This window comes from Enterobacter sp. RHBSTW-00901 (assembly GCF_014103115.1).
Taxonomy (GTDB): domain Bacteria; phylum Pseudomonadota; class Gammaproteobacteria; order Enterobacterales; family Enterobacteriaceae; genus Enterobacter; species Enterobacter cloacae_P.
The window spans coordinates 2,133,466-2,158,861 of the sequence record NZ_JABXPB010000001.1; the positions used below are offsets into that span (position 1 = coordinate 2,133,466).

Here is a 25,396-nt window from a genome sequence, read left to right on the forward strand (position 1 = left end):
GTAAGTGACAGGGATGAGCGAACGTAGCCAACGCAGAGACAGTTTGAAGGATGAAGTGTAATTTTTGGGGCATATGGCCGGAAGAATCCCACGCGTATTTATCAATGATCTGCTTGCCAGAACCGACATCGTCGATCTCATCGACGCGCGGGTAAAGCTAAAAAAGCAGGGCAAGAACTACCATGCGTGCTGTCCGTTCCATAATGAAAAAACCCCCTCTTTCACCGTAAACGGTGAGAAGCAGTTCTACCATTGCTTCGGCTGTGGCGCACACGGTAATGCCGTCGATTTTTTAATGAACTACGACAAGCTCGAGTTTGTTGAAACCGTCGAAGAACTGGCGGCGATGCACAACCTTGAAGTGCCGTATGAAGCAGGCAGTGGGCCAAGCCAGATAGAGCGCCATCAACGGCAAACGCTTTATCAACTGCTGGATGGCCTGAATTCGTTTTACCAACAGTCTCTAAAGCACGCTGCTGCTGAGCCTGCGCGTCAGTATCTGAACAAGCGCGGACTGAGCGACGATGTCATTGCGCGTTTCGCTATTGGTTACGCCCCGCCCGGCTGGGACAACGTGTTAAAGCGTTTTGGCGGCAATAGCGAAGATCGTAAATCGCTGATCGACGCAGGCATGCTGGTCACCAACGACCAGGGACGAAGCTACGACCGCTTCCGTGAACGGGTCATGTTCCCGATCCGCGACAAGCGTGGCCGGGTAATAGGTTTTGGTGGTCGCGTGCTGGGTGATGCCCTGCCGAAGTACCTGAACTCCCCGGAAACCGATATTTTCCATAAAGGCCGCCAGCTTTACGGTCTTTATGAGGCGCAGCAAGATAATGCGGAACCTCCGCGTCTTCTGGTCGTCGAAGGCTATATGGACGTCGTCGCCCTGGCGCAGTACGACATTAACTATGCCGTTGCGTCTTTAGGCACGTCCACTACCGCCGATCATATTCAGTTGCTGTTCAGGGTGACCAACAACGTCATCTGCTGTTACGACGGTGACCGTGCAGGACGTGATGCCGCCTGGCGTGCGCTGGAGACGGCACTCCCTTATATGACCGACGGGCGTCAGTTACGCTTTATGTTCCTGCCCGACGGTGAAGACCCGGATACGCTGGTGCGTAAAGAGGGCAAGGCGGCATTTGAAGCGCGGATGGAGCAGGCACAGCCGCTCTCCACGTTTTTGTTTAACAGCCTGATGCCGCAGGTGGATTTGAGTACCCCTGACGGGCGCGCGCAGCTGAGTACGCTGGCACTGCCGTTAATCAGTCAGGTGCCCGGTGAAACGCTGCGCATCTATCTGCGTCAGGAGTTAGGCAACAAGCTCGGTATCCTCGATGACAGCCAGCTTGAACGTTTAATGCCAAAACAGGCTGAAAACGGCGCGGTTCGCCCCGTACCTCAGCTAAAACGCACAACCATGCGTATACTGATAGGGTTACTGGTACAAAACCCCGAACTTGCTCCGCAAGTGCCATCGCTGGCGGGTTTGAACCACGAAAAGTTGCCTGGACTTGGTTTATTTTCAGAATTGGTCAACACTTGTCTGTCACAGCCAGGTCTGACCACCGGACAACTTTTAGAGCATTATCGCGGCACAAAAGAGGCCGCAACCCTTGAAAAATTGTCGATGTGGGACGATATAGCAGATAAAGATATTGCGGAAAAAACGTTCACCGACTCACTCAATCATATGTTTGATTCGATGCTTGAACTGCGCCAGGAAGAGTTGATTGCTCGCGAGCGCACACACGGTTTAAGCAGCGAAGAACGCCGGGAGCTCTGGATGTTAAACCAGGAACTGGCGAAGAAATAAGTTAAAGACAAAAGTATTCAACGGCTTAAGTGCCGAATATCGATCGGGAAGCCCCCGGCAGCCGCACTGAGAGGCAGCGGCACAAATATAAGTACGCCCTCGCTTTAAAGGTTGGCAAACCATCGCTGACACCAATCAAACGAATTAAGTGTGGATACCGTCTTATGGAGCAAAACCCGCAGTCACAGCTGAAACTTCTTGTCCAACGCGGTAAGGAGCAAGGCTATCTGACCTATGCCGAGGTCAATGACCATCTGCCGGAAGATATCGTCGACTCAGATCAGATCGAAGACATCATCCAAATGATCAATGACATGGGCATTCAGGTGATGGAAGAAGCACCGGATGCCGATGATCTGTTGCTGGCTGAAACCTCCAACAACACTGATGAAGATGCAGAAGAAGCTGCTGCACAGGTACTGTCCAGCGTGGAATCTGAAATCGGGCGTACTACTGACCCGGTTCGCATGTACATGCGCGAAATGGGTACCGTTGAACTGTTGACCCGCGAAGGCGAAATCGACATTGCAAAACGCATTGAAGACGGGATCAACCAGGTTCAGTGCTCTGTTGCCGAATACCCGGAAGCGATCACCTATCTGCTTGAGCAGTACGATCGCGTTGAAGCTGAAGAAGCGCGTCTGTCCGATCTGATCACCGGTTTTGTCGACCCGAATGCTGAAGAAGATATGGCTCCGACCGCCACTCACGTCGGCTCTGAACTGTCTCAGGAAGAGATGGATGACGACGAAGACGAAGATGAAGAAGACGGCGACGACGACAGCAGCGACGACGACAACAGCATCGACCCTGAACTGGCACGTGAGAAGTTTGGTGAGCTGCGTACCCAGTACGAAGTGACCCGTGACACCATCAAAGCGAAAGGCCGCAGCCACGCAGCCGCTCAGGAAGAGATCCTGAAACTGTCTGAAGTGTTCAAACAGTTCCGCCTGGTGCCAAAACAGTTCGATTACCTGGTGAACAGCATGCGCGTCATGATGGATCGCGTACGTACCCAGGAACGCATCATCATGAAGCTGTGCGTTGAACAGTGCAAAATGCCGAAGAAGAACTTCATCACCCTCTTCACCGGCAACGAAACCAGCGAAACCTGGTTCAACGCGGCTATCGCGATGAACAAGCCGTGGTCTGAAAAACTGCACGACGTGACAGAAGATGTTCAGCGCGGCCTGCAGAAACTGCAGCAAATTGAAGAAGAAACGGGCCTGACCATCGAGCAGGTAAAAGACATCAACCGTCGTATGTCCATCGGTGAAGCGAAAGCCCGCCGTGCGAAGAAAGAGATGGTTGAAGCGAACTTGCGTCTGGTTATCTCTATCGCCAAAAAATACACCAACCGTGGTCTGCAGTTCCTGGATCTGATTCAGGAAGGCAACATCGGTCTGATGAAAGCGGTAGATAAGTTTGAATACCGTCGTGGTTACAAGTTCTCCACCTACGCAACCTGGTGGATCCGTCAGGCGATCACCCGTTCTATCGCAGACCAGGCGCGCACCATCCGTATTCCGGTGCATATGATTGAGACCATTAACAAGCTCAACCGTATCTCCCGCCAGATGCTGCAAGAGATGGGTCGCGAGCCGACGCCGGAAGAGCTGGCTGAACGCATGCTGATGCCGGAAGACAAGATCCGTAAAGTGCTGAAGATCGCCAAAGAGCCAATCTCCATGGAAACACCAATCGGTGATGATGAGGATTCGCATCTGGGTGATTTCATCGAGGATACCACCCTCGAGCTGCCGCTGGACTCTGCGACCACCGAGAGCCTGCGCGCTGCAACGCACGACGTACTGGCTGGCCTGACCGCTCGTGAAGCGAAAGTTCTGCGTATGCGTTTCGGTATCGACATGAACACCGACCACACGCTGGAAGAAGTGGGTAAACAGTTCGACGTTACCCGCGAACGTATCCGTCAGATCGAAGCGAAGGCGCTGCGTAAACTGCGTCATCCAAGCCGCTCTGAAGTGCTGCGTAGCTTCCTGGACGATTAATCCAGGTAAACAGCAAAAAGCTCCCAATCGGGAGCTTTTTTTTTGTTTATTCCCTCTCCCTGTGGGAGAGGGTTGGGGTGAGGGCATCAGGCCGCAGAGGACCCTAAAGCCCCCGCACCGCCAGCGCCTCATCCAGCTCACGATAGGCCTCGACCAGATTATCCAGCGTTGCCCTGTTCAGTCCACTCGGGTTCGGCAGCACCCATACCTGCGTCACGCCAATGGAGATGCTCTGCTTGCCCCATTTCGTCCCGCGCTGGCCAAATGCTTGTTCGTACGCCTGCTTCCCCAGAATCGCCAGCGCTGTTGGCTGGTAGTCCTCCATTTTCTTAATCAGCTCCCGCCCGCCGCTGCGCAACTCATGCAGGTTCACCTCACTCGCCTGCACCGTTGGCCGCTCGACCAGCATGGTGATCCCACAGCGCGTATCCAGCAGATGCTGTTCCTCTTCCGGCTTCAGTAACCTGTCGGTAAACCCCGCCTGATAGATAACCTTCCAGAAGCGGTTTCCCGGATGGGCGAAGTGAAAACCGGTATGCGCCGAGGACTTGCCAGGGTTGATGCCACAGAACACCACCCGCAGCCCAGGGACAAGAATATCGTTGATCATGTTTACTCCCGATCGATACATCGTCGGAGAAGTATAAAGGATTGATAATGCGTTGTTTATAAAAACAGCAAGCGGGTGTGAATGGCTGGATTGCTGCGGGGAGTTACTTTATAATTCACCGCCACGGCCCCTTAGCTCAGTGGTTAGAGCAGGCGACTCATAATCGCTTGGTCGCTGGTTCAAGTCCAGCAGGGGCCACCAAATTTTAGATTTAAAATCATATGATTAAGCCACTTAACCACTAAGTGGCTTTTTTATTTTTACGACCATTGTCCCCTTTTTGTCCCCTCATACTTCCCCTTACTGTGGAATGGCACACGGCTCAGATACACAAAAAGTGATTTACATGGTCCTCATCAAGTGCAAAGAATGTAAAAAAAGAAGTCTCAACATCTTTAGAAACCTGCTTGCATTGTCTAAAAAACAAGCACAATGTTGATGTTAGAGTTTCAGAAGGAAGGCTATAATCCTTACTTTTATCCATTCAATAAATTTTTCCCCCCTGAAGGAACGACTGTGGACGTACTTGAAAAAGGTAAACTACTTTTATTCGTACTTTTTATTATGCCAGGCTTTATCAGCATGAGAGTTTATCGGCTTTTCCATCCAGCCGCAGATAACGACACTTCAAAAATGTTAATCGATGTGGTTTCATACAGTTGCATTAACTATTCATTTTTGCTGATACCCATTTATTTAATTGAAACAAATAAGATTTTCGATTCACATCCTTTTTTGTATTATCTTTTTTATCTCTTAGTTCTAGTGATTATTCCTGTTCTTCTGTAAGCACACCTGTTTTAGTTCCACGCACTTTTTGAGATTTCCGGTTTTTCAGCCATCAGCCGGTACTCTTCCGGAGTAAGGTTGTTCAGGGATTCATGAGGCCGCTCGTTGTTATATTCCATCAGCCAGCGCTCGGTAATTTCCCGTGCTTCATTCAGTGTTCTGAACAGGTAAAAATCCAGAATTTCTGTCCGGTATGTCCGGTTGAACCGTTCGATAAAAGCATTCTGTGTTGGTTTACCCGGCTTGATAAATTCGAGCTGCACGCCATGTTCTTCGGCCCATTGTGCCAGCGCCAGTGAGACCAGTTCTGGCCCGTTGTCCATCCGCATCTTCAGCGGGTAGCCGCGATTTGCTACGATCCTGTCCAACACCCGGATGACTCGCTGAGCCGGGATATTCAGGTCGATTTCTATCGCCAGTGCTTCACGGTTAAAATCATCCACCACATTGAAGGTCCGGAAGCGTCTGCCGCAAAGCAGCGCGTCATGCATAAAATCGATGGACCAGCTCTGGTTTAGCGCTTGCGGCGTCGCCAGTGGTGCTGGATTACGCACTGGCAGCCGCTGTTTTCCCTTGCGACGAAAATTCAGTTTCAGCAGGCAGTAAATCCGGTGAACGCGCTTATGGTTCCAGGTATTGCCCTGCCTGCGCAGCAGCTGGAACAGCTTCTTAAAACCGTAGCGCGGATAGCGTTCAGCCAGTTCAGTCAGTGCATGGATCACCGGTTCATCACGCCGGGTATCGGGCCGATAAAAATACACTGTCCTGCTCAGCGATAACGTCCTGCAGGCCTGGCGTAAACTCATGGCAAATTGCGCCGTCAGATAGCTGACGAGTTCACGCTTTATCGCTGGTTTTAAAGCTTTTTTTCGATGACGTCTTTAAGTGCCCGGCACTCAAGGCTAAGATCAGCAAACATCTGTTTAAGCCTTCGATTCTCATCTTCCAGATCTTTGATTTTTTTAATATCGGCCGCTTCCATCCCGCCATATTTCGCCTTCCAGTTGTAATAGCTGGCTTCGGATATCGCGGCCTCCCGGCACACATCTTTGACGGTTCGTCCGGCTTCGACGGACTTCAGCACGGCGATGATCTGGTGTTCAGTGAATCGGATCTTGCGCATAGCGACCTCCTCAGGGGACATAATCAGTATGTCGGAAGATCTCTAAAAGTGAATGGGTCGTTTTACCGGGATACTTACACTTCTACCCATACTCTTGCTGAAGATTCGACAGAGTAATCGAATTAGGCAGATACTCCCTCATCCCATGGGGCGCGCGTGGGACTATTTTTTCTCAACGAACCAATGTTGCTGGGTTTTAGTAACACTTAAAAATGGGAAAAAATATGGCGGTTTATATAGCTACAACTCTTTTGCGTCAAGCCGACCTGAACCAGAGCAACTCTACTTAGAAAAACACTGGGCTTTGGATAACGATGGCGACTTCGATCATGAACTGACCGATACATTAGGGGTTATAATATTGACTAATGAAATCGAAAGTGTTGAGTTTATTAAGTTGCAAGAACCTACAACCAGCAATAGAGAGACGAAAAATGTCTGAAGAAAAACCAGTCAACAAACCTGGGTTTGCCAATGACGGCTGGCAACCAGTGAACAAGGGTCACCAACCAACTAGTAGACCAAACCAGCAAAATAACGGGTATCAACCTCCGAGCCAAACTCAACAGACACAACAGGTTGCTCCACCACCTAAAAAGCGTTGATTTAAATGCTAGCCATTAGTTAGTTGAATAATTTCAGTCAACAACGAACTTGGCAATACTGCACAGCCCGCAGACCAACTGGTTGAGCGGGCTTTTCAAGTTACCCTTTACTTACACGCAGTTAGATCTTCACATATCACAAAAAAATTATTTCTTATTTATCAGTAAATTAAAATATTCGCTTATGCTCCTGAGATCCTCGACAACTGAAAAATAGTGAAATTATTTTCAATCTTTTCAGTTCTTGGGTTCTGTAAAACCGCCAGCACTGGCGCGGTCTGGCGGTCTGGTTTGAAGAAAAATAAAACTGAAAATTTTATGCGATCCAAAAACCGCAGGCGGGTGCGGTGTAGTGCGATTTTTGTCTGAGAAAGATTATTTTTGTCATGCTGTGACGCGCCCAGCGCCTCGCTGTAGGCGCGATCTGTTTTGATTGATGCGTTTAGATGGTGAACGCGGTATAGCGTCACTGGTGTCGTATGGTGCAGCCACGCAAATTAACCATCCATGCATCGAACCCGGCTGAGATAGAAGGCATAAAAAAACCCGCTTGCGCGGGCTTTGATTTGTGATTATTTACTTGCCAATCACTGGGGAGTATTTCCCGTTCAGTGTGTCCGCTTTCGCTCCGGTGTTCCGGATGGCTCCTGCGTTGGTCGGCGCTCCTGTATTGCTGTGTGTGTGGCTTGCCGTCTGCTCTGCCAGCTCTTTCACCACGTCGAGAGTGTCAAGCATCAGCTGTGCCACATTGATAGAACCAGAGCCAATCCAGACCACCGGGGCAATAATCTGCTGCTGCGCAGCTGCCACGCTTTTGCGTATCTGGCCAATTTTCTCGATCAGGTCTTTACCTGTTGTAACTGATTTGCTCCCGGCAATATCGGTTTCATCATTGCCACTGACACTGGCCACGCGGTTATTTGCCGCCTGGCTGTAATCACCCGTACATACCTGCTGAATGGCTCCGGCCATCAGCATGGATGTCCCCAGCACCGTGACTTTATCCGTGGCCTTAATAGTCGTTTCCCGGCTGATCAGCTCACGCTGTTCTGTATCGGCCTTAACCACACGTGCCATAGAGATTTCACTGATTGCCTGGTCTGTTTGTCTTACCCAGTCACCCGCCAGGGTGACACGCTGCGACACTTCCGCACGCTGCTGTTGCAATTGTTCCCCTGGCTGAATATCCGGGAGGCTGGTTCCTTCCGGGACAGTCTGGCGTACAAACGGCTTATCTGGCCGCCCTCCCGTAAAAGCGACCTCAACCAGCGTCCCTTCAGGTGGAAACTGGAACATCCCTGAGTCATTACCCGCCATAGGAACCGGCAGTGGAACCGCTGAATAAACTGGCGTGTCTTTATCCGGGTTACCGTCAGCGTCAAGCAGCTGCACGTCAACGGCATACCGCGGACGAAACGGATCAGAAAAATTACCACTTTTTACCGCCTCGACAGGATTCATGACACGCGCAAACTTCGGCAGGTGCAGCCCGGATGCCAGCTCAGGATAATGGCTTTCAATCTGACGCTGCGCTGGTGATTTTTGCAGTGCCTTACCCGTGGCACGGTTGTGCGGTGTCCAGGTCACGGTCATTGTGTCACTTTGAAGGTGGACTTTTGTCACCCTTTCGCCGTTCATCTCCACACCGGGGCGTAAACTCTGCACCAGAGGCAGCGTCATGGAATTCCCCCCTGCCGTTCCCTGGCTAAATTCATGGGGGATCTCAACCGGGCGGCCAGCAAACAGGGCTTTTTCAGCACCGCCGACATAAACCCCGCCATCGGGCAGCTAAACAACGCTCATTATCTCCTCTTCCGTGGCTGGTGGCCTGTTCCTTCCGCTGGCAGCTTTCACTGCCGCCCATGCTTCTCGCCACGTCATTTCAAGCGTTCTGTGTGGCCAGCTGCCGAGACCACCATCACTCTGCTGTCCGGTCTGCTGTTTGGCGTTCTGGTGGCCCTCGGTTGCCTCCACATCGATTTTACTCCCGGACATTACGATCTCACCCTTGGCTATCCAGTCGTAAACAGTCTGACGGCTTACGCCTCTGTGTTTCGCGTAAGCCGATTTGCTCATTAATTTGCTCATTAGCATGATAAAAACCCGTTCAAATGGTGAAAGCGCTCCTGTTCGGGGCGTTTGTTAGTTGCAGGTGGCCTTGTTATTGCACCTGCTGCTTATCCCCGCCAGTGGTTTTCTTTCCGCCTCCCAGTCAGTTCCGGCCATCGCGTTAACTCGAGTATGTTGTTGCGTTTTTTTGCGGTTATCTGCGAATTTGTAGATCGTATATTGGGGATTCTGGCTGTAATTCTTGCAGTGAAGTGAATGCACAAAAAGCCCCTTCCGGGGCTTGTGTAGGATTTACCAGCGAAGCTCTGATGTCAGAATAAAAGCTACATCTTTTACCATCTCATCTGGATCGTAATTTATCTGCATTGTAATTGCTGTGTTAAAGCCTCCTACAGTGTACTTTTCAACCCATCCGTAAGTGCGATTCATTATGATTCCGGGGGGAACGGTTCCTTCGGGCTCACCAAATGTGTGATGAATCCAGACGCGTGACATGATTGGCTGCAACGGTGAAGGGAGCTCATTCGGGAATACCCACCCCACTGAATCTTGACGCTGAATAGACAACGTAATTTCTTTCAGTATTCTTCCTTCTCGAATGAATGCTAAAAAAACGCCCTCTTTCGCCATTGGCAACAGTAACACGGGGTCTCCCGCAGCCCCCTTAAGATCACTTTTGTAGGTGATTATTTCTTCCTGAACTAAATCTTTGTAGCTCCTACCAAGATTACGTATAAGAGCTTCTATATTTACTGTCATTTGTATAATCCTTGCTGGCTGTTCAGCGTGTGCATTTTTGTTCTGGCTTTTTCGATTTGTGCTTCAGTGGCACCATGTTTTTTTAATTCTGGCTTAAGAGCATCCAAATTACGATTCGCTGCCGCCCGTAAATTCTGTGAATCTAGCTCAATTTGAGCCGCGGTATTACGTCCGCCGTAAGTTTCACTGATTTTTTGATGTACATCTTTAGGCACGACGATTGCCGCCACCTGTAAAGAAAGCTCCTGAATCTCCGTTTCTTTCAAATGTGGATATTCCCTGCGGAGATAGGTTTTAACAGCAGCAGCAGACGGCATGTGATCCGCCTCATATTTACCCTGGCGCGAACGGCGTTTAAAGTCACTGTATAGCTCGACTTCCAGAAACTCGACCGGCGGCTTGCTCAGATAAATATATATCGGCGGTAGGTCAGGGAACGGCAGGATCAGGATGTAATCCGCGAAACTCTTTTCCTCCGGTACCGGGCTGGTGGTGGCTGTTATGCCGGTGTTATCCGGTAGCGGGTCAACAACCACCGGGTTCGGCAGCACTGGCCGCACCTGGTTGCCGGTATTCCACGGTTTTTCTTCACCCGTTCGGTCAGGCGTCCAGACGATGGTTATGCGCGGTTCTTCCTCGGTGGTGAAGGTGTACGCCTGCGCGCTGCTGTCGTACTCCATTTTTCTGACGCGCACACTATCCCGGCCAGGCGGCGTGTGCCATCCATGCGGTACCGGGTTCCCCCGGCTGTCGTTCTCCCACGTATAACGAACACGGCTTGGGGCTTCACGCATCTGCTCTAGACGCATGCGATCAATAAAGTCCTGTTCGCCGTCGTTCGTGCGGCCTGGATACATTCCCACCAGCAGCCCGGCCACGGATGCACCAGCGCCAGCAGCGGCCACCTCACCCAGCCCGGCTACACCACGCACCGCCCAGGTGCCATATGTCAGCGCCCTGCCCGCTATCAATTCAAGTGCGCTTTCCCCTTCTGCGACCGTCTGGGCGCGTGCAACGGCAGTAATAGCGGCAACGGCTGTCTGGTAATTTGTTCTTTGCTGGTCTGCTCCAGGTTTCTTTCTGGCTGTCTGTGCGTGCTGAGGGGTACCGGAATCGGTTGCTGGCTCGCTGGTGGGGATGACCTGATAAAATGCCATATCCGCAAAGTTGGTGTGCGGTTCGCGCTGGTCTCCTGCATCGGTACACCCCACACCACGCAGGCAGGATTTTGCAAATACACGGTCGCCTACCACCTCTTGCTGTCTGCGACTTTCATTCCAGTCCCGGCCGCCAGCCAGCATGGCGGCGTACTTTTCAGCCACCTCCTGTTCCGGCGATGCATCACTGCCCAGCCACTCACCCGCCGGGGCAATAATGTAATTTGTACCTGGCTGGCATCCACACTGAACGTTTGACCGGTCAACTACCGCGGCTGCACCGTGGAATGTCACATTTTCAATGCCATCAATAACGGTTCCCGCCTTACCACATATTTTACAGGGTGTGGTTTTGTCTCCCACCCGGACGACACTGAGTTCGTGCTCATTGACGTTCGGCAGCGAACCAATGCATGTTGCTCCCGTTGAAGTTTTATCCCCGTGACGTGCCAGACCCCGCCCCATCACTTTTGTTCGGTATCCCATACGTTACTCTCCGGTAACTGTCAGAAAATCATCCCCTGATGCAATCCCTTCACGCGTTACCAGATAGGTGTGGCCCTGCGGGGTACTGATAATTTCATCGTCGTTATCAAGCACGCTACCCACCAGCGCCACGCAGATCCCTTTATACATGCTGGCCCTGCCTGCACTGGCTCTTATGCTGGCGGTACTTCCGTCCTGATAAATCACCAGGTCACCCGCTGTGGCAATACTGGCGTATTTGCCATTATCAAGCAGTAGCTTTGATTCACGTTCCAGAGGAGCAACGATCCCCCCGTGCCGGGTAACACTTCCTTCCGTTGCTATGCGCAAGATTGCAATCACAGGGTGCTTACGTTCCAGTTCCCTGCCTTCTGCGATTATCGCGCGCGCTTCATCATCCATTGCGGCAATTTCTTCCGCTGTGAATGGTGACGTATCCAGCTGAGCTTTAATTTCTGGCGTTAATTCATTGGTGTATTGCTGGTTCATATAAAATCCATTTAATTCCAGTTAATTAAAAATCAAATAATTCTACTACGGATATGTACTCCCAATATAAAATAAGCATTTTTTGATCATATTTAATTAACTAATTAATTGAACCCCAAAATATACAGGGTGAATATTAATGCTTAATGTTCCAGACTATCTGAACCACGTTTTATACAAAACATCTTCTGGCAGTTATTGCGGCATATTGCTGCCGCTGCGCGTGCTCCATCAGTCTGGCCGGGGATACGCAATCCATGAAGCAACGCATCGGCGTATTCATACCTTTTCCCCTGAACGGGGATCTCCAGCTCATTAATCAATGATTTGGTGAACCTAAAAGAGCGCATATTTTTTGGCCTAAAATCCCGGGGATACTTCGGGGATACCTTACAGGGGGAATAATGGGTAATTTTAGGTCAATATGGGGAGTTTGCTGTGACTGCAACTGCTTGTTTTACAACGAAAGGTGAAAATAGTGAGGTATATCACCTAAAACTCATAATCGCTTGGTCGCTGGTTCAAGCCCAGCAGGGACCACCAAATTTTAGATTTAAAATCATATAATTAAGCCACTCGATAGAGTGTTTTTTTGTTCTTGCATATACAAGTGTCACAAAAGTGTCGCAGTAGATACCGCAACAAGCTCATTTATCAGCGCCTCCATCACCATTCCTCTGATTTTCCTGCTGAAGCTTTTTAATCATAGGAATGATTTTTTTCCCCTTTTCCTCTGCATAGCCATCAAGATGAGGTTGCAAGCGCTCGTCAAATGATGTTTCTGACCGCTTTAGGAGCGCAGCTTCTGGGGGCACGAATTTACTCTTTCCGGGACTTTGATCAGCCATCAAAAGCCGCCCACCTTCAAGGGTAAAACTTAATTCGGCAAAAATATATTTGTGACCGCCAATGTATTCAAAGACTCTTGCTTCAAAGGAGTGGCTGAACAATATTCGATGCCCCTCAAACATAAAGTAATCTACCATTTGAGGGGTATTATCGATGAACTCTCTAATCTGAGGCGTTGATATGATTCCGGAAACATCACTTCCGTTAACAGAAACTTCAACAACTGTTTGTTCTGGCGATTCAATCCACTTATTTTCAGACAAGCCTTCAAAATCTTCTTCTGGATAAGAGGAGGACCATGAGCCTTCAAGCGTTGGACTAGACACAACCCACTCTTTAGCAAGACGATAGTTATCAATGAGTTGCTTAGAATCCATAGTTGCTACCATGAACAAGGTAGATGCCACTACAGCCAGGACTGCCCACCATTTTTTAATACTTTGCATTTACTGTAACCAAAATTCCCAACATTGTATTAATTTACAGCGATAAGGTACTAATTAGAAATAGAATATTCAATTCTCAACCTGGATGTAATCTGGATACGATTTCATAAAGATGTGGCTTACTATCGTGTAATGAAAATTAGTTTTGCTTCTTGATTATTATCAGGCTTTGCTTAGTGAATTGTACCCATTTTTATTCGAACAATACTGATACATTTTTCATGTATTTTTAAAATACTGATATCAGTCCAAACCCGCGCCAATTATGGATTCGTAGCTTTGTCATTTCTCGCTTATCTTACGTAAATTGATCCGTCCAAACTCACGTTAAAACTAAAAAACACTTAATTATCTGTTAGTTACGAATTTCGCCAGATCCTCCAAAGGTTTTCAAAACTGAAAATCACTGAAATTCTTTTCAATCTTTTCAGTTCTGGTTTTCCGCAAAGCCCCCAGTAATGGTGCGGGCTGGCGGTCTGGTTTGAAGAAAAATAAAACTGAAAAATTTCTACGATCCAAAAACCGCAGGCGGGTGCGGTGTAGTGCGATTTTTGTCTGAGAAAGATTATTTTTGTCATGCTGTGACGCGCCCAGCGCCTCGCTGTAGGCGCGATCTGTTTTGATTGATGCGTTGGTGAGACTACTGCAACGGTTGTCTGTTGCGGCTTGTCGGGTACAGTTTCAGTGGTGCGCGATACGGAAGGTGCAGAGGGTGCGATAAATGGCGAGTTTGCGCGTATCTTTTAGGAACGCGGTTTATCCGGCTTCCTCCAGCGGAAAGTCTGAATGATCGATATTGATCTGTTTGCCCGGTCCCAGGACGAAAAAAAGCCGGGGATCCCGGCAAATAATTCAGAGTGATAACATTTAACTATATGCGCCAGGTTTTAACCCTCACCTTACCTTCAGGCAAAATTTAATAAAGTGAATACCTGGTGGATAAAAACTAAGCAGCAGAACGCTTCACACACGACGTACTGGCAGCTGAAACCAACGTATAGCGGCTCCATAATTCAAATTCATCGACATTGCTACTGCTGTTACAGGTTTTACACAACGGCACGATGTAGTGTGAATTATCATCCTCATCACATTTCTTCACATGTCCACCAACTTCAGCCATATTAAAGCAATCCTGGTTGCCGCAAGATGAACTTTCTTGTCCGGAAATATTCTCCCAATGTTTTAGCCAAGAATCGCAACTACATACCTTACCAGTTGTGTTATTTAAGTTTTTTATTTTCATGACATGCCTCTGAGATAAGCCTTTATTCACCTGAATAAAGTTCTCATCATGAAGTTGGTATGCAGTAGACCAATTTCAAACGAAATCTGAAAAACAATAAAAACAGCCAACCTATCGAAAATAAATTAATGAAAAAGCCAAATTAAGAATAAAAAATGAGCACTCAAAAGAGCTAAACTCCGTCAATAGCGGATAAAGCTCTGTAAGTCTCCCGATAGTCGTTCCACACACCTCCTTCCAGAAGGATCGCGACAAACCTCTCTTATCTTCACAAACCCTAAAAACTAAAGAAATCCCCCATCGCGCCGATCATCATCCGTGTGTATTATTTCCTGTAGCTTTTACAACAACTAACCTTAACTCAAATACTTAAGCGCCAAAGCGAAAGGCATCATGAGCACACCGATCAAACGGCTAGAAATCATTAAAAATGCCATTGAACTGGAAGATGACGACATCATCCAGAGCCAGCTGACACGGCTGAAAAATGAAGCGTTTGACGATGAGCTACAGGCAATCGTCGTGGCGCTTGAGCAGAAAAACTATACCGCCGCCATTGCGGCCATCACCGCCTGGCTACAGAGCCAGCGCGCCATTACACAATGGCGTGACCCACAGGTGGCGGCCAGCAAACTGGAGCTTAAAGCACTGGAAGAGCGTCTGCGCGATCTGATTGACCGCCGCAATGCGCGGGTACAACAGCTTGATGAGTTCAACGATCTCTATTTCTCCCGCCTCGGGCCGCTGATGCAGCAGATCCTCGCCCTGCGTAAGCAGCTTGCCGAGCTAAACCTGCGTCGTCAGCAGGCAGAGGCACGTCGCCGGGAAGAGGATTACCGTCGCTGCCAGCTCTATATGGCGCAGGCGGTGGAAGTACTGGCAACGCTCACCCAACGCTGGCGCGACCTGCCTGCCGACTCCGTGCAAGCCGCTGAGGCACGCAAGCACCTGCAACAACAAAGCAATCTGATCGCCAACCTGCTGGCCGAAGCGCTGGAGCTGGAAAGCGGGCTCACGCGCGAAGAAGAGCCGGCACGCCAGGCACGTGACGATGCCAACGAAGAGTACGAGAAATACCGCGAGCAGCACCACGACGCCGAAATTCGTCTGCGTAAAGGAAAGAACCTTTCGGAAGACGATCAGAACGAGCTGAAACGCCTCTGGCGTCAGGCGAGCAAACTGTGCCACCCGGACCTGGTTGCGGACGATCTGAAAGAAGAAGCCAACACGATGATGGTGCAGCTCAACCAGGCGAAACAGCGCGGAGATGTGAAAGCTATCCGCTCACTGGTGGCACGTCTGCAGCAGGGCTTTGAGCCACTGATGGCGAGCGACAGGCTGAACGATCTGGAGCGTATCCGCAAAAAAATGGCGCAGGTTCGCGAGCAAATCGACATCCTGGTGAATGAGCTGGCAGAACTTGAGAAAGAGGAATCCTGGCTGCTGGTTTCATCGCTGAGCAATATGGAAGCCTATTTTGCTCAGCAGGAGAAAGCGCTGTACGACGTCCGCGCCTCGCTCGAACACCAGGTGAACGAAGCGCAGCTGGATTCAGCAGCCTGATTATTTGGCGTGCCAGTATGCGCTGGCACGCACTAATTGCGGGTCGATAGCATCGCTCTCAAACCGACGACTCAGGTTTTTCACAACCTTCCCTTCCCCGGTAAGCCAGATAAAGTAATCTTCCCCGGGTACAGTCAGCACCGCCAGATGGTCAGACACCGACTGCTCGCTGTGGCCGAAAATCCAGGTGATATTAACGTCGCTCAGATGCGCCAGATAGTCCTTGTAAGATCCGTCGCCGACAGTCACCACCGCATGAATTTCCGGGCGCACAGGCTGTTTTGCCATGCTTTCTAAACGGCGGCGTAGCGCGGGCATGCCGGACTCGTCGCACACATACAGCTGCCAGGCGTAATCTTCCGGTACCACCAGCGAACCGCGCGGCCCCCCGATAGTCAGCCTGTCACCCACGTTTGCCTCTACGGCCCAGTGGCTGGCGATCCCACCATCATGAACGAAGAAATCCAGCACCAGCTCCTGATTCACCTCGTCGTACAGCGGCGTATAGTCGCGCGTCTGCGGACGTACGCCGTCACCCCAGTCAATACCGTCATCGGTGACAACGGGTGGAACAAAGGTTGTGCCTGGGGCCGGGAAAAAGACTTTGACGTGGTCGTCAAAACCGCGAGAGCTAAAGCCTTCCAGCGCTTCTCCACCTAAAACAATACGCTGGAAACCAGGACTTACGCGCTCAACGCGGAGCACATTCAGCTCGCGAAAGCGCAGGTCATTACGAACACGTTGTGGGTAGCGGGTTGATATCATTTGTGTACCTTTTTCGGGTGAATACGATATATCGAAATAGATTTTAAATGATAATGATTGCTATCCAGACAGAATGCAAGAATTTTTAGATTGCATCTAAATATATCTTAGATATAGTTTAGATATATCATTTAAAGAGAAATAACATGCGACACGAACACGAAGGTGGCGGACGCCGACAGCGCTTTTTTGGCCACGGCGAACTGCGTCTGGTGATTCTGGATATCCTGACCCGTAATGCGAGCCACGGTTACGAGTTAATCAAAGAGATTGAGAACATGACTCAGGGGAATTACACCCCGAGTCCTGGCGTGATCTACCCGACCCTGGATTTCTTGCAGGATCAGACGTTTATCACCATTACGGAAGAAGAAAACGGCCGCAAGAAAATTGCGATTACCGTCGCCGGGCAGCGCTGGCTGGATGAAAACCACGAACAGCTGGAACACATTCAGGTGCGTATCAAAGCACGCTGCGTCGGCTTTCAGTTGCGTAAAAACCCGCAGATGAAGCGGGCACTGGATAACTTCAAAGCGGTGCTGGACCTGAAGGTCAATCAGGGAGAGCTCAGCGACGCGCAGCTTAAGCAGATCATCGGCGTGATCGACCGTGCGGCGCTGGAGATCTCCCAGCTGGATTAAGCCTGCACGCGTTCGCTCACGCGGAAGACACGTACCAGCTCTTTCAGGTGCAGTGCCTGCTCGTTCAGTGATGCCGCCGCTGCAACAGACTCCTCCACCAGGGCGGAGTTCTGCTGAGTGGTAGCATCAATCAGGCCAATTGCGCTGTTAATCTGCGAGATACCTTCCGTCTGCTCATGGCTCGCCTGGCGGATCTCACGCAGGATAACGTCCATCTCTTCCACGTTACCGACCATTCCGTTAATCAGGCCACTGGCTTTCTCCACCAGGTTCATCCCGTCCTGCGTCTGGCTGGTCGAGTTCTCAATCAGCTGGCGGATTTCACTGGCAGATGAGGCGCTCTTCTGCGCCAGCTGGCGAACTTCACCCGCCACGACCGCAAAACCACGGCCGTGCTCACCTGCACGCGCTGCTTCTACCGCCGCGTTAAGCGCCAGAATGTTGGTCTGGAAGGCGATGGCATCGATCAGGTCGATAATGTCGGACATTCGGTTCGATGTCTCATTAATCAGGCGCATTTTGCTGGTCACCTGCTTCATCATCTCACCGTTGTTCTTCACCACAGTGGCGGCATCTGCCGAGAGATGCGTCGCTTCCCCGGTATGGGATGCCGTGTTTTTCACCGTCGCGGTGATCTGTTCCATTGAAGCGGCGGTCTGTTCCACAGAACTTGCCTGCTCTTCCGTGCGCGCAGCCAGATCCTGGTTACCCGCAACAATCTGTGCGGCGGCACTTGAGATGTTCTCCGAGCCGGTTTGCACCTGTTGCACAATCTCCAGAAGGCGAGTTTTCATCTCCATCAGCGCATGCAGCAGAAGGCCCGTTTCATCTTTACCGTGCGACGTCATGCTGCCGGTCAGATCGCCATCGGCAATGGCCTGTGCAAAATTCACGGCCTGGTCCAGCGGACGGGTAATCGCGCGCACAATAAACCAGCCAATCAGGCTGCCAGCCACCACGCTGAAGAGGGTGATAAGGATCAGCAACAGGCGGCTGGTTCTGAAATCACCGTCCACCTGCGTACCTGCGCTTTGCATCTCGTTGTTTTGAATCTCAATCAGCGCCTGCACTTTCGCTTTATAGGCCTGTTGCAGGTTGAGGGTATTGGTCATCATCTCTCTGATGGCCCCTGCACGATCATTGTTCTGCACCGCCTGCAAAATGCGGTAGCGCGAATCAAGATACTGCTGACGCACCCCACGAATATCCGCCAGAACCTGCTGTGATTTTTCATCGTGCAGTGCGTTGTTCAGCTCGCCCAGGATGACCGTAATGTGCTCGCTGATCTCTTTCAGACGCTGCTGTGACTGCGCGGTGTACGCACCCTGCTCGTCCAGTAACATGAGCTGCTGAGTGCCAATAAATTCCTGGAAGTTATCAATTAACTGGTTCGCTTTTACCGTAGTCGGATAATCGCTGGTAATGATGGATTGCATCCCGGTGTTTGCCCTGTGCAAACTGAACAGGGACAAACTTGCACTCACCACCATCAGGACAATAAAGAACCCAAACGCCAGAAATAATTTCGTGCCGATTTTTACGTTAGATAAGAACATATTTACTCCATCGATGTGATTATTTCTAAGACGATCTCCGTTATCGGTAACTAACAGCCTAACTTTATGACTTTGATCGTTTTTTTATTTCACAATCATTCTTATTGATAAGTTAAGGCTATTAATTTACGCGCATCGATCGTTATGTGACCATCAGACAGGGTGTTTCTGAAATTGCATCATGGAAAACTGACTTAGGCGGGAATAAATAACTCAGTTAATTTCTTTAGTTATTTAATAATTCATTAACAATGAACATTAATAATAATTACAACCACACAAAATAATAAAGCCGTTTATTCCGAATGGAACAAGCGGCTTTTCTGGAACATTACTGACTCAATAAAGTACGGTTACCGCATCCTCAAGACGCCCGGCACGGTGCTTCACCATCGCGGAGATCTGCGCGCTTTCCTCCACCAGGTCAGCATTTTTCTGCGTGATACTGTCCAGCTCGGCCACTGCACGGGTTAATTCCGACAACCCGGTTGCCTGCTCGGACGTCGCGTGACTAATCTGCGCGATAAGCTGCGTGACGTTTTTCACCTGCTCAACGATATCGTCCATTGTACGGCCTGCCGCGTACACCTGATCGGAGCCAGACTGGACCTTGTTGGCGCTGGCATCAATCAGCTTACGAATATCGTTGGCCGCACTGGCGCTACGGCTGGCAAGATGGCGAACTTCACCTGCCACCACCGCAAAGCCTTTACCCTGCTCACCAGCCCTTGCCGCCTCAACCGCTGCATTCAGCGCCAGAATGTTGGTCTGGAAAGCAATGTCGTTGATCAGCGAAGTAATCGAGCCAATCCGCTGCGTGCTGTCGGCGATATCATCCATCGTTTTCACCACGGTTTGCATCGCATTCCCGCCCTTTGTCGCCGCGCTGCTGGCGGCCATTGAGAGCTTGTCCACTTCGGCGGCAGTTTCAGAGTTACTTTGTACCGAGGCGGCCATCTGGTTCATCGTCGCAACGGTCTGCTGCACGTTAGCGACGGTCTGACGCGTGCGGTCGTTAAGATCTTCGTTGCCCTGCGCCAGCCTGTCGCTGCCATCGCGCACGCTCACCACCTGGCTTGACACATCATTGATTAACCAGCGGCACATCAGCCCTAACTGCCCGACCGCACGCAGGGTGAGCCCCAGCTCATCGCTGCGGTTCAGGTGCTGCACGCTGTTACGCTCTCCCGTCGCCACCTTCAGCGCCTGACGCGCCACGTTTTCTATCGGGCGGACAATTTGCTGTTCGAACAGCAAAGTGCCCAGCAACATCACCACGGCACAAGCCGCGAGCGGTGCCCAGCCTGCAGCATCTGCCACCAGCGTGGCAGCGAGCGCCGCAAAGAGCACCGCCATCACGCTGCGTACCCGCCAGCGCAGCGGCATCGCCGGTAACTTACCGAGCCAGCCTTTACGGATCACCAGCCCTTTATGAATGCGTTTTTTACAGCGCCCCTCATTCAGCGCTTTATACAGCGGCTCTACGGTTGCAATCTCGTCTGCCGTCGCTTTCGTGCGAATCGACATATAACCCGTTACCTGCCCGTGGCGTACCATCGGCACAGCGTTCGCACGCACCCAGTAGTGATCGCCATTTTTACGGCAGTTTTTGACAATCCCACTCCAGGGCTCGCCCTTCTGTAGCGTGTACCACATATCGGCAAAGGCCGCTTTTGGCATATCGGGATGACGCACCAGATTATGCGGCTGCCCGAGCAGTTCCTTGAGTGAATAGCCACTCACCTGCACAAAGGTGTCGTTGGCATGGGTAATGTAGCTGTGGATGTCGGTGGTGGACATTAAGGTGGTGTCATCATCCAGAGGATATTCATTCTGGGTGACATAAGAAGGAGAGGACATTGTGGGCATCCCTTGCAGGTTATTCGAATGTTAATTTTGTGGTTTATTGTTTTTTCGGCGATAACGAATTTATCTTTAGTTGTTAAATATGATGAAGGTCGCAAATTTCAGTTAAACCGCACTTTTTGTACGCTTTCTTAATCTATTGATTTCAAATACTTTCACAGAGAAATTACCTATGAAGCATGACCTGTTTACGCCCACTTAAGAAGCATGCCTTGCACCACCCCAGTGCAATTGACGAAATCTGGCGCAAAACCTTTCTCCCTTCCCTCTGTCGCTTAATCCCGTTTCGGTTACATCGGCATGATTAAATATTGCGTAACATAATTTTAACCTGGCGTTTATCCCGATTTTCGTTAAGTCAGATGAGGTGGCGTAATCCCTGCAATACTTAAACCAGTATCATGTGATACGCGATCCCCGGGAGCACATTTTGAACAGGTTACCTTCCAGCGCCTCGGCTCTTGCCTGTACCGCGCACGCACTGAATCTCATTGAGAAGCGAACGCTTGATCATGAGGAGATGAAACAACTTAACCGAGAGGTCATCGATTACTTTAAAGAGCATGTCAATCCAGGGTTTTTGGAATATCGCAAATCTGTTACCGCCGGCGGGGATTACGGAGCCGTAGAGTGGCAAGCGGGGAGTCTGAATACGCTTGTCGACACCCAGGGACAGGAATTTATCGATTGCCTGGGTGGTTTTGGTATCTTCAACGTGGGGCACCGTAATCCAGTTGTGGTTTCCGCCGTACAGAATCAACTTGCGAAACAACCTCTTCATAGCCAGGAACTGCTCGACCCGCTTCGCGCCATGCTCGCGAAAACGCTGGCGGCGTTAACGCCCGGCAAACTGAAATACAGCTTCTTTAGCAACAGCGGCACGGAATCGGTCGAAGCGGCGATAAAACTCGCCAAAGCGTACCAGTCGCCGCGCGGGAAATTCACCTTTATCGCCACCAGCGGCGCGTTCCACGGTAAATCGTTGGGCGCACTGTCGGCTACCGCCAAATCCGCTTTCCGCAAACCGTTTATGCCGCTGCTGCCGGGCTTCCGCCACGTGCCGTTTGGCGACATCAGCGCCCTGCGTACCATGCTGAGCGAATGCCGTAAGACCGGCGACGACGTAGCGGCGGTGCTGCTGGAGCCAATTCAGGGTGAAGGTGGCGTGATCCTGCCGCCACATGGCTATCTCCCTGCCGTGCGTCAGCTGTGCGATGAGTTTGGCGTACTGCTGATCCTGGATGAAGTACAGACCGGGATGGGACGCACTGGCAAGATGTTTGCCTGCGAGCATGAGAACGTCCAGCCAGACATTCTGTGCCTGGCGAAAGCGCTCGGCGGCGGCGTGATGCCGATTGGCGCAACGATCGCCACCGAAGAGGTGTTCTCGGTGCTGTTTGACAACCCGTTCCTGCACACCACCACCTTCGGCGGTAACCCGCTGGCCTGTGCGGCTGCGCTGGCGACCATCAACGTGCTGCTGGAGCAAAACCTGCCTGCGCAGGCAGAGCAGAAAGGCGACATGCTGCTGGATGGCTTCCGCCAGTTGGGCCGTGAATACCCGGATCTGGTCCAGGACGCACGCGGCAGAGGGATGTTGATGGCGATTGAGTTTGTCGATAACGAAATCGGCTACAGCTTTGCGAGCGAGATGTTCCGCCAGCGGGTGCTGGTCGCCGGTACGCTCAACAACTCAAAAACCATTCGTATTGAGCCACCGCTGACGCTGACGATTGAGCAGTGTGAGCAGGTGCTGAAAGCGGCGCGTAAAGCGCTGGCAGCACTAAGGGTGAGCGTGGAAGAAGCGTAATATTCACTCCCCCTCCATGCGAGGGGGAGTTTCTTAGCGGTGGAACTCCGCCACCGTCATAGTAAACCGCAGAAGGTTTTCTCCCTCATTAGCGTAACCATGCGCCGCCTCTGTTTTCGCAACCGCAGACGCACCAGCGTTAACCTGCGTGATTTTATCATCCACCGTCAGGGTCAACACGCCCTCGTTAACATGCAGCAGCTCAAACGTCCCCGCCGGGTGCCCCGGTGAGGTAAAACACTCGCCGGGATGCATCTCCCACTGCCACAGTTCAATCATGTCCGGGCCCGCGGTTCCTGCCAACAGTCTGGCGCGCCCACCCTGTGCGCCCTGCCACAGAACCGGGATCGCCTCTTCTTCAATAATGTGCACCAGTGGCTCACTGGAGACGTTGACGATATCCGCCACCGAGACGCCAAGCGCAGCGGCAAGTTTGCAAAGAATGGCAATGCTGGGATTCGCCGCCCCTTTTTCGATCTCCACCAGCATGCCTTTGCTGACGCTGGCGCGGCGGGAAAGCTCATCCAGCGAGAGTTTTTTCTCTTTGCGCCAGTTACGAATACGGTTCGCCACAGCCAGGCTTACCTGGGCGATATCTGCACCCGAATCGGTCAATATATTGACTTTACCAGTCATTAGTCACTACCATGATATAAAACAGTCAATACAGGATTATTTATGTCTCTCGTTACGCCGTCAATAGACTCGCGTCTTGCCAGGCTTGTTCCTGGCTTTCGGGCGTTGAGTATTCTGGTTGAAGCTGCGCCGATTACCCACCCAGAGGTTGCCCGCGCGGCGCTGGCGCAGGCCTGCCAGCAAGTGCTCAATGATGATGTGCCCTGGGCTGAAGCGCACCTCTCTGACTGGGATAATGTGTTTAAGGCCTTCGGTGCAAAACCGAAACGCACCCCCTGCTCCGCCGCGGCTTTGCGCAAGCGGGTGCTGAAAGACGGTTCATTGCAGCCGCTCGATCCGGTGGTGGATATCTACAACGCGATCAGCATCCGCTATGCCATTCCGGTTGGTGGAGAAAATCTCGCGGCCTATTCCGGCACACCGTACCTGACCCTGGCTGAGGGTAATGAGCCCTTTGATACCCTGAAAGAAGGCCAGCCAATGGTGGAATACCCTGACGCCGGGGAGGTTATCTGGCGCGACGACATCGGCGTCACCTGCCGACGCTGGAACTGGCGACAAGGGGTACGCACGCGTCTGGACAGCCGGGCGCAATCCATGTGGTTTATTCTCGAAAGCCTGCCGTCAATGCCACTGGCAGTGCTGGAAGAAGCAGGTGCCGAGCTGGTCAACAACCTGCAACGGCTGATGCCAGGGGCAACGGCTCAGGTGCAACTGCTGGAACTGTAAGAGGACAAAACGATGTTTCACGGGTTAAGCGCCTTTCCGCTAACGCCACTGAAGGACGGCAAATGATACTCGCGGATCTGGAGCTGGCCTGAAAATGCCGGGTGGCACTTGCGCTTACCCGGCCTACAAAATCAACATAACCTCGTGCCCGTAGGCCCGGTAAGCGCAGCGCCACCGGGCAAAACGTTACTCCGGCAACAGTCCCACAAAACTGCGTTTTTTGCGCGGCTCCGACATCAACTGCTCAAGCTTATCCACGCACGCCAGATAGTGCGGCGTTTTCTTGTGTGCCAGCACCGCCTCTTCGTCTTTATAGGCTTCGTAGATAAAGAACCGGGTTTTCACGCGCGGGTCCTGCAACACGTCGAAACGCAGGTTTCCCGGCTCCTGGATCGCCCCTTCATGATTGGCGCGAAACACCTCCAGAAACTCGTCCACCCGTTCGGGTTTGATGTTGATCTCCACTAACGTCACATTCATTTTGCTTCTCCCTGTTTTTCTTCCTGCCAGAACTGGAAAGCTTCCCGCGCGCTCATGTTCTCGTGAACCACTTTTTTCACCGCTTTTAGCATGGCGAGTGGCGCGCTGGACTGGAAGATATTGCGCCCCATATCCACGCCAGATGCCCCTTGATCAATCGCACGGAAGCACATCTCCAGCGCCTCGTGCTCCGGTAGTTTTTTGCCTCCGGCGATCACAATCGGCACCGGACAGCTGGCGGTGACTTTTTCAAAGCCCTCGTCCACATAATAGGTTTTGACGAACTGCGCCCCCATTTCGGCGGCGATACGGCTGGCGAGCGAGAAATACCGTGCGTCGCGCGCCATCTCTTTACCCACGCCTGTGACCGCCAGCGTCGGCATACCGTAACGTGCCCCGGCGTCCACCAGCTTGATGATGTTGTTGATCGACTGATGCTCGAACTCACTGCCGATGTACACCTGCGCCGCCACCGCACAGACGTTCAGACGCAGAGCATCTTCCATCGCCACCGCCACGCACTCGTTGGACAGTTCGCCTAAGATCGAGTTACCGCCGGACGCGCGCAGCACCACCGGTTTGTTGGTGGCAGCCGGCACAGTGCTTCGCAGAATGCCACGGGTACACATCAGCACATCGGTTTCGCCAAACAGCGGGGCAATCGAGAGATCAATACGCTCAAGGCCGGTAGTCGGCCCCTGAAAGTAACCGTGGTCAAAGGCCAGCATCACCGTGCGGTTGCTTTTCGGGTTGAAGATGCGCGAAAGTCTGGACTGCATGCCCCAGTCCAGCGAGCCGCAGCCCTTCAGGGTGTACGGCACGTTTTGCTGCGGTGTGCCGATGCCAAAATCTTTGCCGTCTTTGATGTCGTCTAAATCAGCCATTTGCTC

At 51.4% G+C, this 25,396-nt stretch carries 23 protein-coding genes, 1 tRNA gene and 1 pseudogene; 10 read left to right on the forward strand and 15 right to left on the reverse strand.

Annotated features, from left to right (window positions below; genetic code table 11):
• Window positions 1-73: 73 nt before the first annotated feature.
• Together dnaG and rpoD are read left to right on the forward strand one after the other, a co-directional pair.
• Window positions 74-1,819, forward strand: coding sequence for a DNA primase (dnaG, locus tag HV318_RS10250; protein WP_182272680.1), 1,746 nt, complete (start codon window positions 74-76; stop codon window positions 1,817-1,819).
• A 164-nt stretch (window positions 1,820-1,983) separates the two neighbouring features.
• Window positions 1,984-3,831 (forward strand): RNA polymerase sigma factor RpoD, encoded by a 1,848-nt coding sequence (gene rpoD, locus HV318_RS10255; RefSeq protein WP_182272681.1) that lies wholly within the window; start codon window positions 1,984-1,986, stop codon window positions 3,829-3,831.
• 103 nt (window positions 3,832-3,934) lie between these two features.
• On the opposite strand, the gene mug is transcribed toward rpoD, so the two are convergent.
• A complete protein-coding gene (mug, locus tag HV318_RS10260; RefSeq protein ID WP_182272682.1) occupies window positions 3,935-4,441 on the reverse strand; it encodes a G/U mismatch-specific DNA glycosylase in 507 nt (168 codons plus the stop codon).
• Between the two features lie 125 nt (window positions 4,442-4,566).
• Between mug and HV318_RS10265 the strand changes: the two genes are divergently transcribed.
• Together HV318_RS10265 and HV318_RS24090 are read left to right on the forward strand one after the other, a co-directional pair.
• A tRNA-Ile gene (locus HV318_RS10265) sits at window positions 4,567-4,642 on the forward strand.
• Window positions 4,643-5,023: 381 nt separating this feature from the next.
• On the forward strand, window positions 5,024-5,230 hold the full coding sequence (locus HV318_RS24090) for a hypothetical protein (RefSeq protein WP_249421824.1): 207 nt from the start codon (window positions 5,024-5,026) through the stop codon (window positions 5,228-5,230).
• Between the two features lie 11 nt (window positions 5,231-5,241).
• Here the strand turns inward: HV318_RS24090 and HV318_RS10270 are convergent.
• Window positions 5,242-6,353 (reverse strand): IS3 family transposase gene (locus tag HV318_RS10270; protein ID WP_524537203.1). Its coding sequence is split into 2 segments (ribosomal slippage): window positions 5,242-6,092 and window positions 6,092-6,353, totalling 1,113 coding nucleotides; the frame shifts between segments, so codons are not numbered across the junction.
• Window positions 6,354-6,405: 52 nt separating this feature from the next.
• Between HV318_RS10270 and HV318_RS24095 the strand changes: the two genes are divergently transcribed.
• Window positions 6,406-6,795 (forward strand): DUF6338 family protein, encoded by a 390-nt coding sequence (locus HV318_RS24095; RefSeq protein ID WP_220471155.1) that lies wholly within the window; start codon window positions 6,406-6,408, stop codon window positions 6,793-6,795.
• A 345-nt stretch (window positions 6,796-7,140) separates the two neighbouring features.
• On the opposite strand, the gene HV318_RS10275 is transcribed toward HV318_RS24095, so the two are convergent.
• Window positions 7,141-7,428 carry a hypothetical protein gene (locus HV318_RS10275; RefSeq protein ID WP_182274658.1) on the reverse strand — a complete coding sequence of 96 codons (288 nt, stop codon included), beginning with the start codon at window positions 7,426-7,428 and terminating at the stop codon, window positions 7,141-7,143.
• A gap of 106 nt (window positions 7,429-7,534) precedes the next feature.
• Window positions 7,535-8,746, reverse strand: a pseudogene (locus tag HV318_RS10280) (hypothetical protein); the annotation flags it as partial.
• Between HV318_RS10280 and HV318_RS24515 the strand changes: the two are divergent.
• Window positions 8,672-9,037 carry a hypothetical protein gene (locus HV318_RS24515; RefSeq protein ID WP_182272683.1) on the forward strand — a complete coding sequence of 122 codons (366 nt, stop codon included), beginning with the start codon at window positions 8,672-8,674 and terminating at the stop codon, window positions 9,035-9,037. The pseudogene HV318_RS10280 and the gene HV318_RS24515 overlap by 75 nt on opposite strands.
• A gap of 282 nt (window positions 9,038-9,319) precedes the next feature.
• Here HV318_RS24515 and HV318_RS10290 read toward each other — a convergent pair whose 3' ends face one another.
• The 5 genes from HV318_RS10290 to HV318_RS10310 all read right to left on the reverse strand — a co-directional run bounded on the left by HV318_RS10290 (window position 9,320) and on the right by HV318_RS10310 (window position 14,460).
• Window positions 9,320-9,787, reverse strand: a complete 468-nt coding sequence (locus HV318_RS10290) for a DUF6392 family protein (protein ID WP_182272684.1) — start codon at window positions 9,785-9,787, stop codon at window positions 9,320-9,322.
• The gene (locus tag HV318_RS10295; RefSeq protein ID WP_182272685.1) at window positions 9,784-11,430 is read right to left on the reverse strand and encodes an S-type pyocin domain-containing protein; all 1,647 of its coding nucleotides are present in this window, start codon (window positions 11,428-11,430) and stop codon (window positions 9,784-9,786) included. Before HV318_RS10295 ends, HV318_RS10290 begins: the two co-directional genes overlap by 4 nt.
• A gap of 3 nt (window positions 11,431-11,433) precedes the next feature.
• Window positions 11,434-11,919: a hypothetical protein gene (locus tag HV318_RS10300; RefSeq protein ID WP_182272686.1), complete on the reverse strand. Its 486-nt coding sequence runs from the start codon at window positions 11,917-11,919 to the stop codon at window positions 11,434-11,436.
• A gap of 647 nt (window positions 11,920-12,566) precedes the next feature.
• Window positions 12,567-13,214 (reverse strand): hypothetical protein, encoded by a 648-nt coding sequence (locus HV318_RS10305; RefSeq protein WP_182272687.1) that lies wholly within the window; start codon window positions 13,212-13,214, stop codon window positions 12,567-12,569.
• Between the two features lie 946 nt (window positions 13,215-14,160).
• On the reverse strand, window positions 14,161-14,460 hold the full coding sequence (locus HV318_RS10310) for a hypothetical protein (RefSeq protein ID WP_182272688.1): 300 nt from the start codon (window positions 14,458-14,460) through the stop codon (window positions 14,161-14,163).
• 393 nt (window positions 14,461-14,853) lie between these two features.
• Here HV318_RS10310 and HV318_RS10315 point away from each other — a divergent pair, with 393 nt between their 5' ends.
• The gene (locus HV318_RS10315; protein ID WP_182272689.1) at window positions 14,854-16,023 is read left to right on the forward strand and encodes a coiled-coil domain-containing protein; all 1,170 of its coding nucleotides are present in this window, start codon (window positions 14,854-14,856) and stop codon (window positions 16,021-16,023) included.
• Here HV318_RS10315 and HV318_RS10320 read toward each other — a convergent pair whose 3' ends face one another.
• A complete protein-coding gene (locus HV318_RS10320; RefSeq protein WP_182272690.1) occupies window positions 16,024-16,788 on the reverse strand; it encodes a siderophore-interacting protein in 765 nt (254 codons plus the stop codon).
• Between the two features lie 146 nt (window positions 16,789-16,934).
• Here HV318_RS10320 and HV318_RS10325 point away from each other — a divergent pair, with 146 nt between their 5' ends.
• A complete protein-coding gene (locus HV318_RS10325) occupies window positions 16,935-17,429 on the forward strand; it encodes a PadR family transcriptional regulator (protein WP_182272691.1) in 495 nt (164 codons plus the stop codon).
• On the opposite strand, the gene HV318_RS10330 is transcribed toward HV318_RS10325, so the two are convergent.
• Both HV318_RS10330 and HV318_RS10335 read right to left on the reverse strand, forming a co-directional pair.
• Window positions 17,426-18,985, reverse strand: a complete 1,560-nt coding sequence (locus HV318_RS10330) for a methyl-accepting chemotaxis protein (protein ID WP_182272692.1) — start codon at window positions 18,983-18,985, stop codon at window positions 17,426-17,428. The two genes, HV318_RS10325 and HV318_RS10330, sit on opposite strands and share 4 nt — an antisense overlap.
• A 339-nt stretch (window positions 18,986-19,324) precedes the next feature.
• Window positions 19,325-20,845, reverse strand: a complete 1,521-nt coding sequence (locus HV318_RS10335; protein WP_182272693.1) for a methyl-accepting chemotaxis protein — start codon at window positions 20,843-20,845, stop codon at window positions 19,325-19,327.
• A gap of 436 nt (window positions 20,846-21,281) precedes the next feature.
• On the opposite strand from HV318_RS10335, the gene ygjG reads away from it, so the two are divergent.
• Window positions 21,282-22,661 carry a putrescine aminotransferase gene (gene ygjG, locus HV318_RS10340; RefSeq protein WP_182272694.1) on the forward strand — a complete coding sequence of 460 codons (1,380 nt, stop codon included), beginning with the start codon at window positions 21,282-21,284 and terminating at the stop codon, window positions 22,659-22,661.
• A gap of 33 nt (window positions 22,662-22,694) precedes the next feature.
• Here the strand turns inward: ygjG and HV318_RS10345 are convergent, their stop codons facing one another.
• Window positions 22,695-23,297, reverse strand: coding sequence for a helix-turn-helix domain-containing protein (locus tag HV318_RS10345; RefSeq protein WP_182272695.1), 603 nt, complete (start codon window positions 23,295-23,297; stop codon window positions 22,695-22,697).
• 42 nt (window positions 23,298-23,339) lie between these two features.
• Between HV318_RS10345 and HV318_RS10350 the strand changes: the two genes are divergently transcribed.
• Entirely contained in the window at window positions 23,340-24,026 is a 687-nt protein-coding gene (locus HV318_RS10350; protein WP_182272696.1) for a B3/B4 domain-containing protein, read from the forward strand.
• Between the two features lie 186 nt (window positions 24,027-24,212).
• Here the strand turns inward: HV318_RS10350 and lsrG are convergent, their stop codons facing one another.
• Both lsrG and lsrF read right to left on the reverse strand, forming a co-directional pair.
• Window positions 24,213-24,506, reverse strand: a complete 294-nt coding sequence (gene lsrG / locus HV318_RS10355) for a (4S)-4-hydroxy-5-phosphonooxypentane-2,3-dione isomerase (RefSeq protein WP_182272697.1) — start codon at window positions 24,504-24,506, stop codon at window positions 24,213-24,215.
• The gene (gene lsrF, locus HV318_RS10360; protein WP_182272698.1) at window positions 24,503-25,390 is read right to left on the reverse strand and encodes a 3-hydroxy-5-phosphonooxypentane-2,4-dione thiolase; all 888 of its coding nucleotides are present in this window, start codon (window positions 25,388-25,390) and stop codon (window positions 24,503-24,505) included. Before lsrF ends, lsrG begins: the two co-directional genes overlap by 4 nt.
• Window positions 25,391-25,396: the final 6 nt, after the last annotated feature.

What these genes read in the sequence shown, in the direction of transcription:
- HV318_RS10350 (WP_182272696.1), top strand. Translation starts at nt 23,340, where the DNA reads ATGTCTCTCGTTACGCCGTCAATAGACTCGCGTCTTGCCAGGCTTGTT.
- lsrF (WP_182272698.1), bottom strand. Translation starts at nt 25,390, where the DNA reads ATGGCTGATTTAGACGACATCAAAGACGGCAAAGATTTTGGCATCGGC.
- HV318_RS24515 (WP_182272683.1), top strand. Translation starts at nt 8,672, where the DNA reads ATGGGGGATCTCAACCGGGCGGCCAGCAAACAGGGCTTTTTCAGCACC.
- rpoD (WP_182272681.1), top strand. Translation starts at nt 1,984, where the DNA reads ATGGAGCAAAACCCGCAGTCACAGCTGAAACTTCTTGTCCAACGCGGT.
- HV318_RS24095 (WP_220471155.1), top strand. Translation starts at nt 6,406, where the DNA reads ATGGGTCGTTTTACCGGGATACTTACACTTCTACCCATACTCTTGCTG.
- HV318_RS10345 (WP_182272695.1), bottom strand. Translation starts at nt 23,297, where the DNA reads ATGACTGGTAAAGTCAATATATTGACCGATTCGGGTGCAGATATCGCC.
- HV318_RS10295 (WP_182272685.1), bottom strand. Translation starts at nt 11,430, where the DNA reads ATGGGATACCGAACAAAAGTGATGGGGCGGGGTCTGGCACGTCACGGG.
- HV318_RS24090 (WP_249421824.1), top strand. Translation starts at nt 5,024, where the DNA reads ATGAGAGTTTATCGGCTTTTCCATCCAGCCGCAGATAACGACACTTCA.
- HV318_RS10290 (WP_182272684.1), bottom strand. Translation starts at nt 9,787, where the DNA reads ATGACAGTAAATATAGAAGCTCTTATACGTAATCTTGGTAGGAGCTAC.
- HV318_RS10325 (WP_182272691.1), top strand. Translation starts at nt 16,935, where the DNA reads ATGCGACACGAACACGAAGGTGGCGGACGCCGACAGCGCTTTTTTGGC.
- HV318_RS10310 (WP_182272688.1), bottom strand. Translation starts at nt 14,460, where the DNA reads ATGAAAATAAAAAACTTAAATAACACAACTGGTAAGGTATGTAGTTGC.
- HV318_RS10315 (WP_182272689.1), top strand. Translation starts at nt 14,854, where the DNA reads ATGAGCACACCGATCAAACGGCTAGAAATCATTAAAAATGCCATTGAA.
- mug (WP_182272682.1), bottom strand. Translation starts at nt 4,441, where the DNA reads ATGATCAACGATATTCTTGTCCCTGGGCTGCGGGTGGTGTTCTGTGGC.
- HV318_RS10300 (WP_182272686.1), bottom strand. Translation starts at nt 11,919, where the DNA reads ATGAACCAGCAATACACCAATGAATTAACGCCAGAAATTAAAGCTCAG.
- HV318_RS10335 (WP_182272693.1), bottom strand. Translation starts at nt 20,845, where the DNA reads ATGTCCTCTCCTTCTTATGTCACCCAGAATGAATATCCTCTGGATGAT.
- dnaG (WP_182272680.1), top strand. Translation starts at nt 74, where the DNA reads ATGGCCGGAAGAATCCCACGCGTATTTATCAATGATCTGCTTGCCAGA.
- HV318_RS10305 (WP_182272687.1), bottom strand. Translation starts at nt 13,214, where the DNA reads ATGCAAAGTATTAAAAAATGGTGGGCAGTCCTGGCTGTAGTGGCATCT.
- HV318_RS10320 (WP_182272690.1), bottom strand. Translation starts at nt 16,788, where the DNA reads ATGATATCAACCCGCTACCCACAACGTGTTCGTAATGACCTGCGCTTT.
- lsrG (WP_182272697.1), bottom strand. Translation starts at nt 24,506, where the DNA reads ATGAATGTGACGTTAGTGGAGATCAACATCAAACCCGAACGGGTGGAC.
- HV318_RS10330 (WP_182272692.1), bottom strand. Translation starts at nt 18,985, where the DNA reads ATGTTCTTATCTAACGTAAAAATCGGCACGAAATTATTTCTGGCGTTT.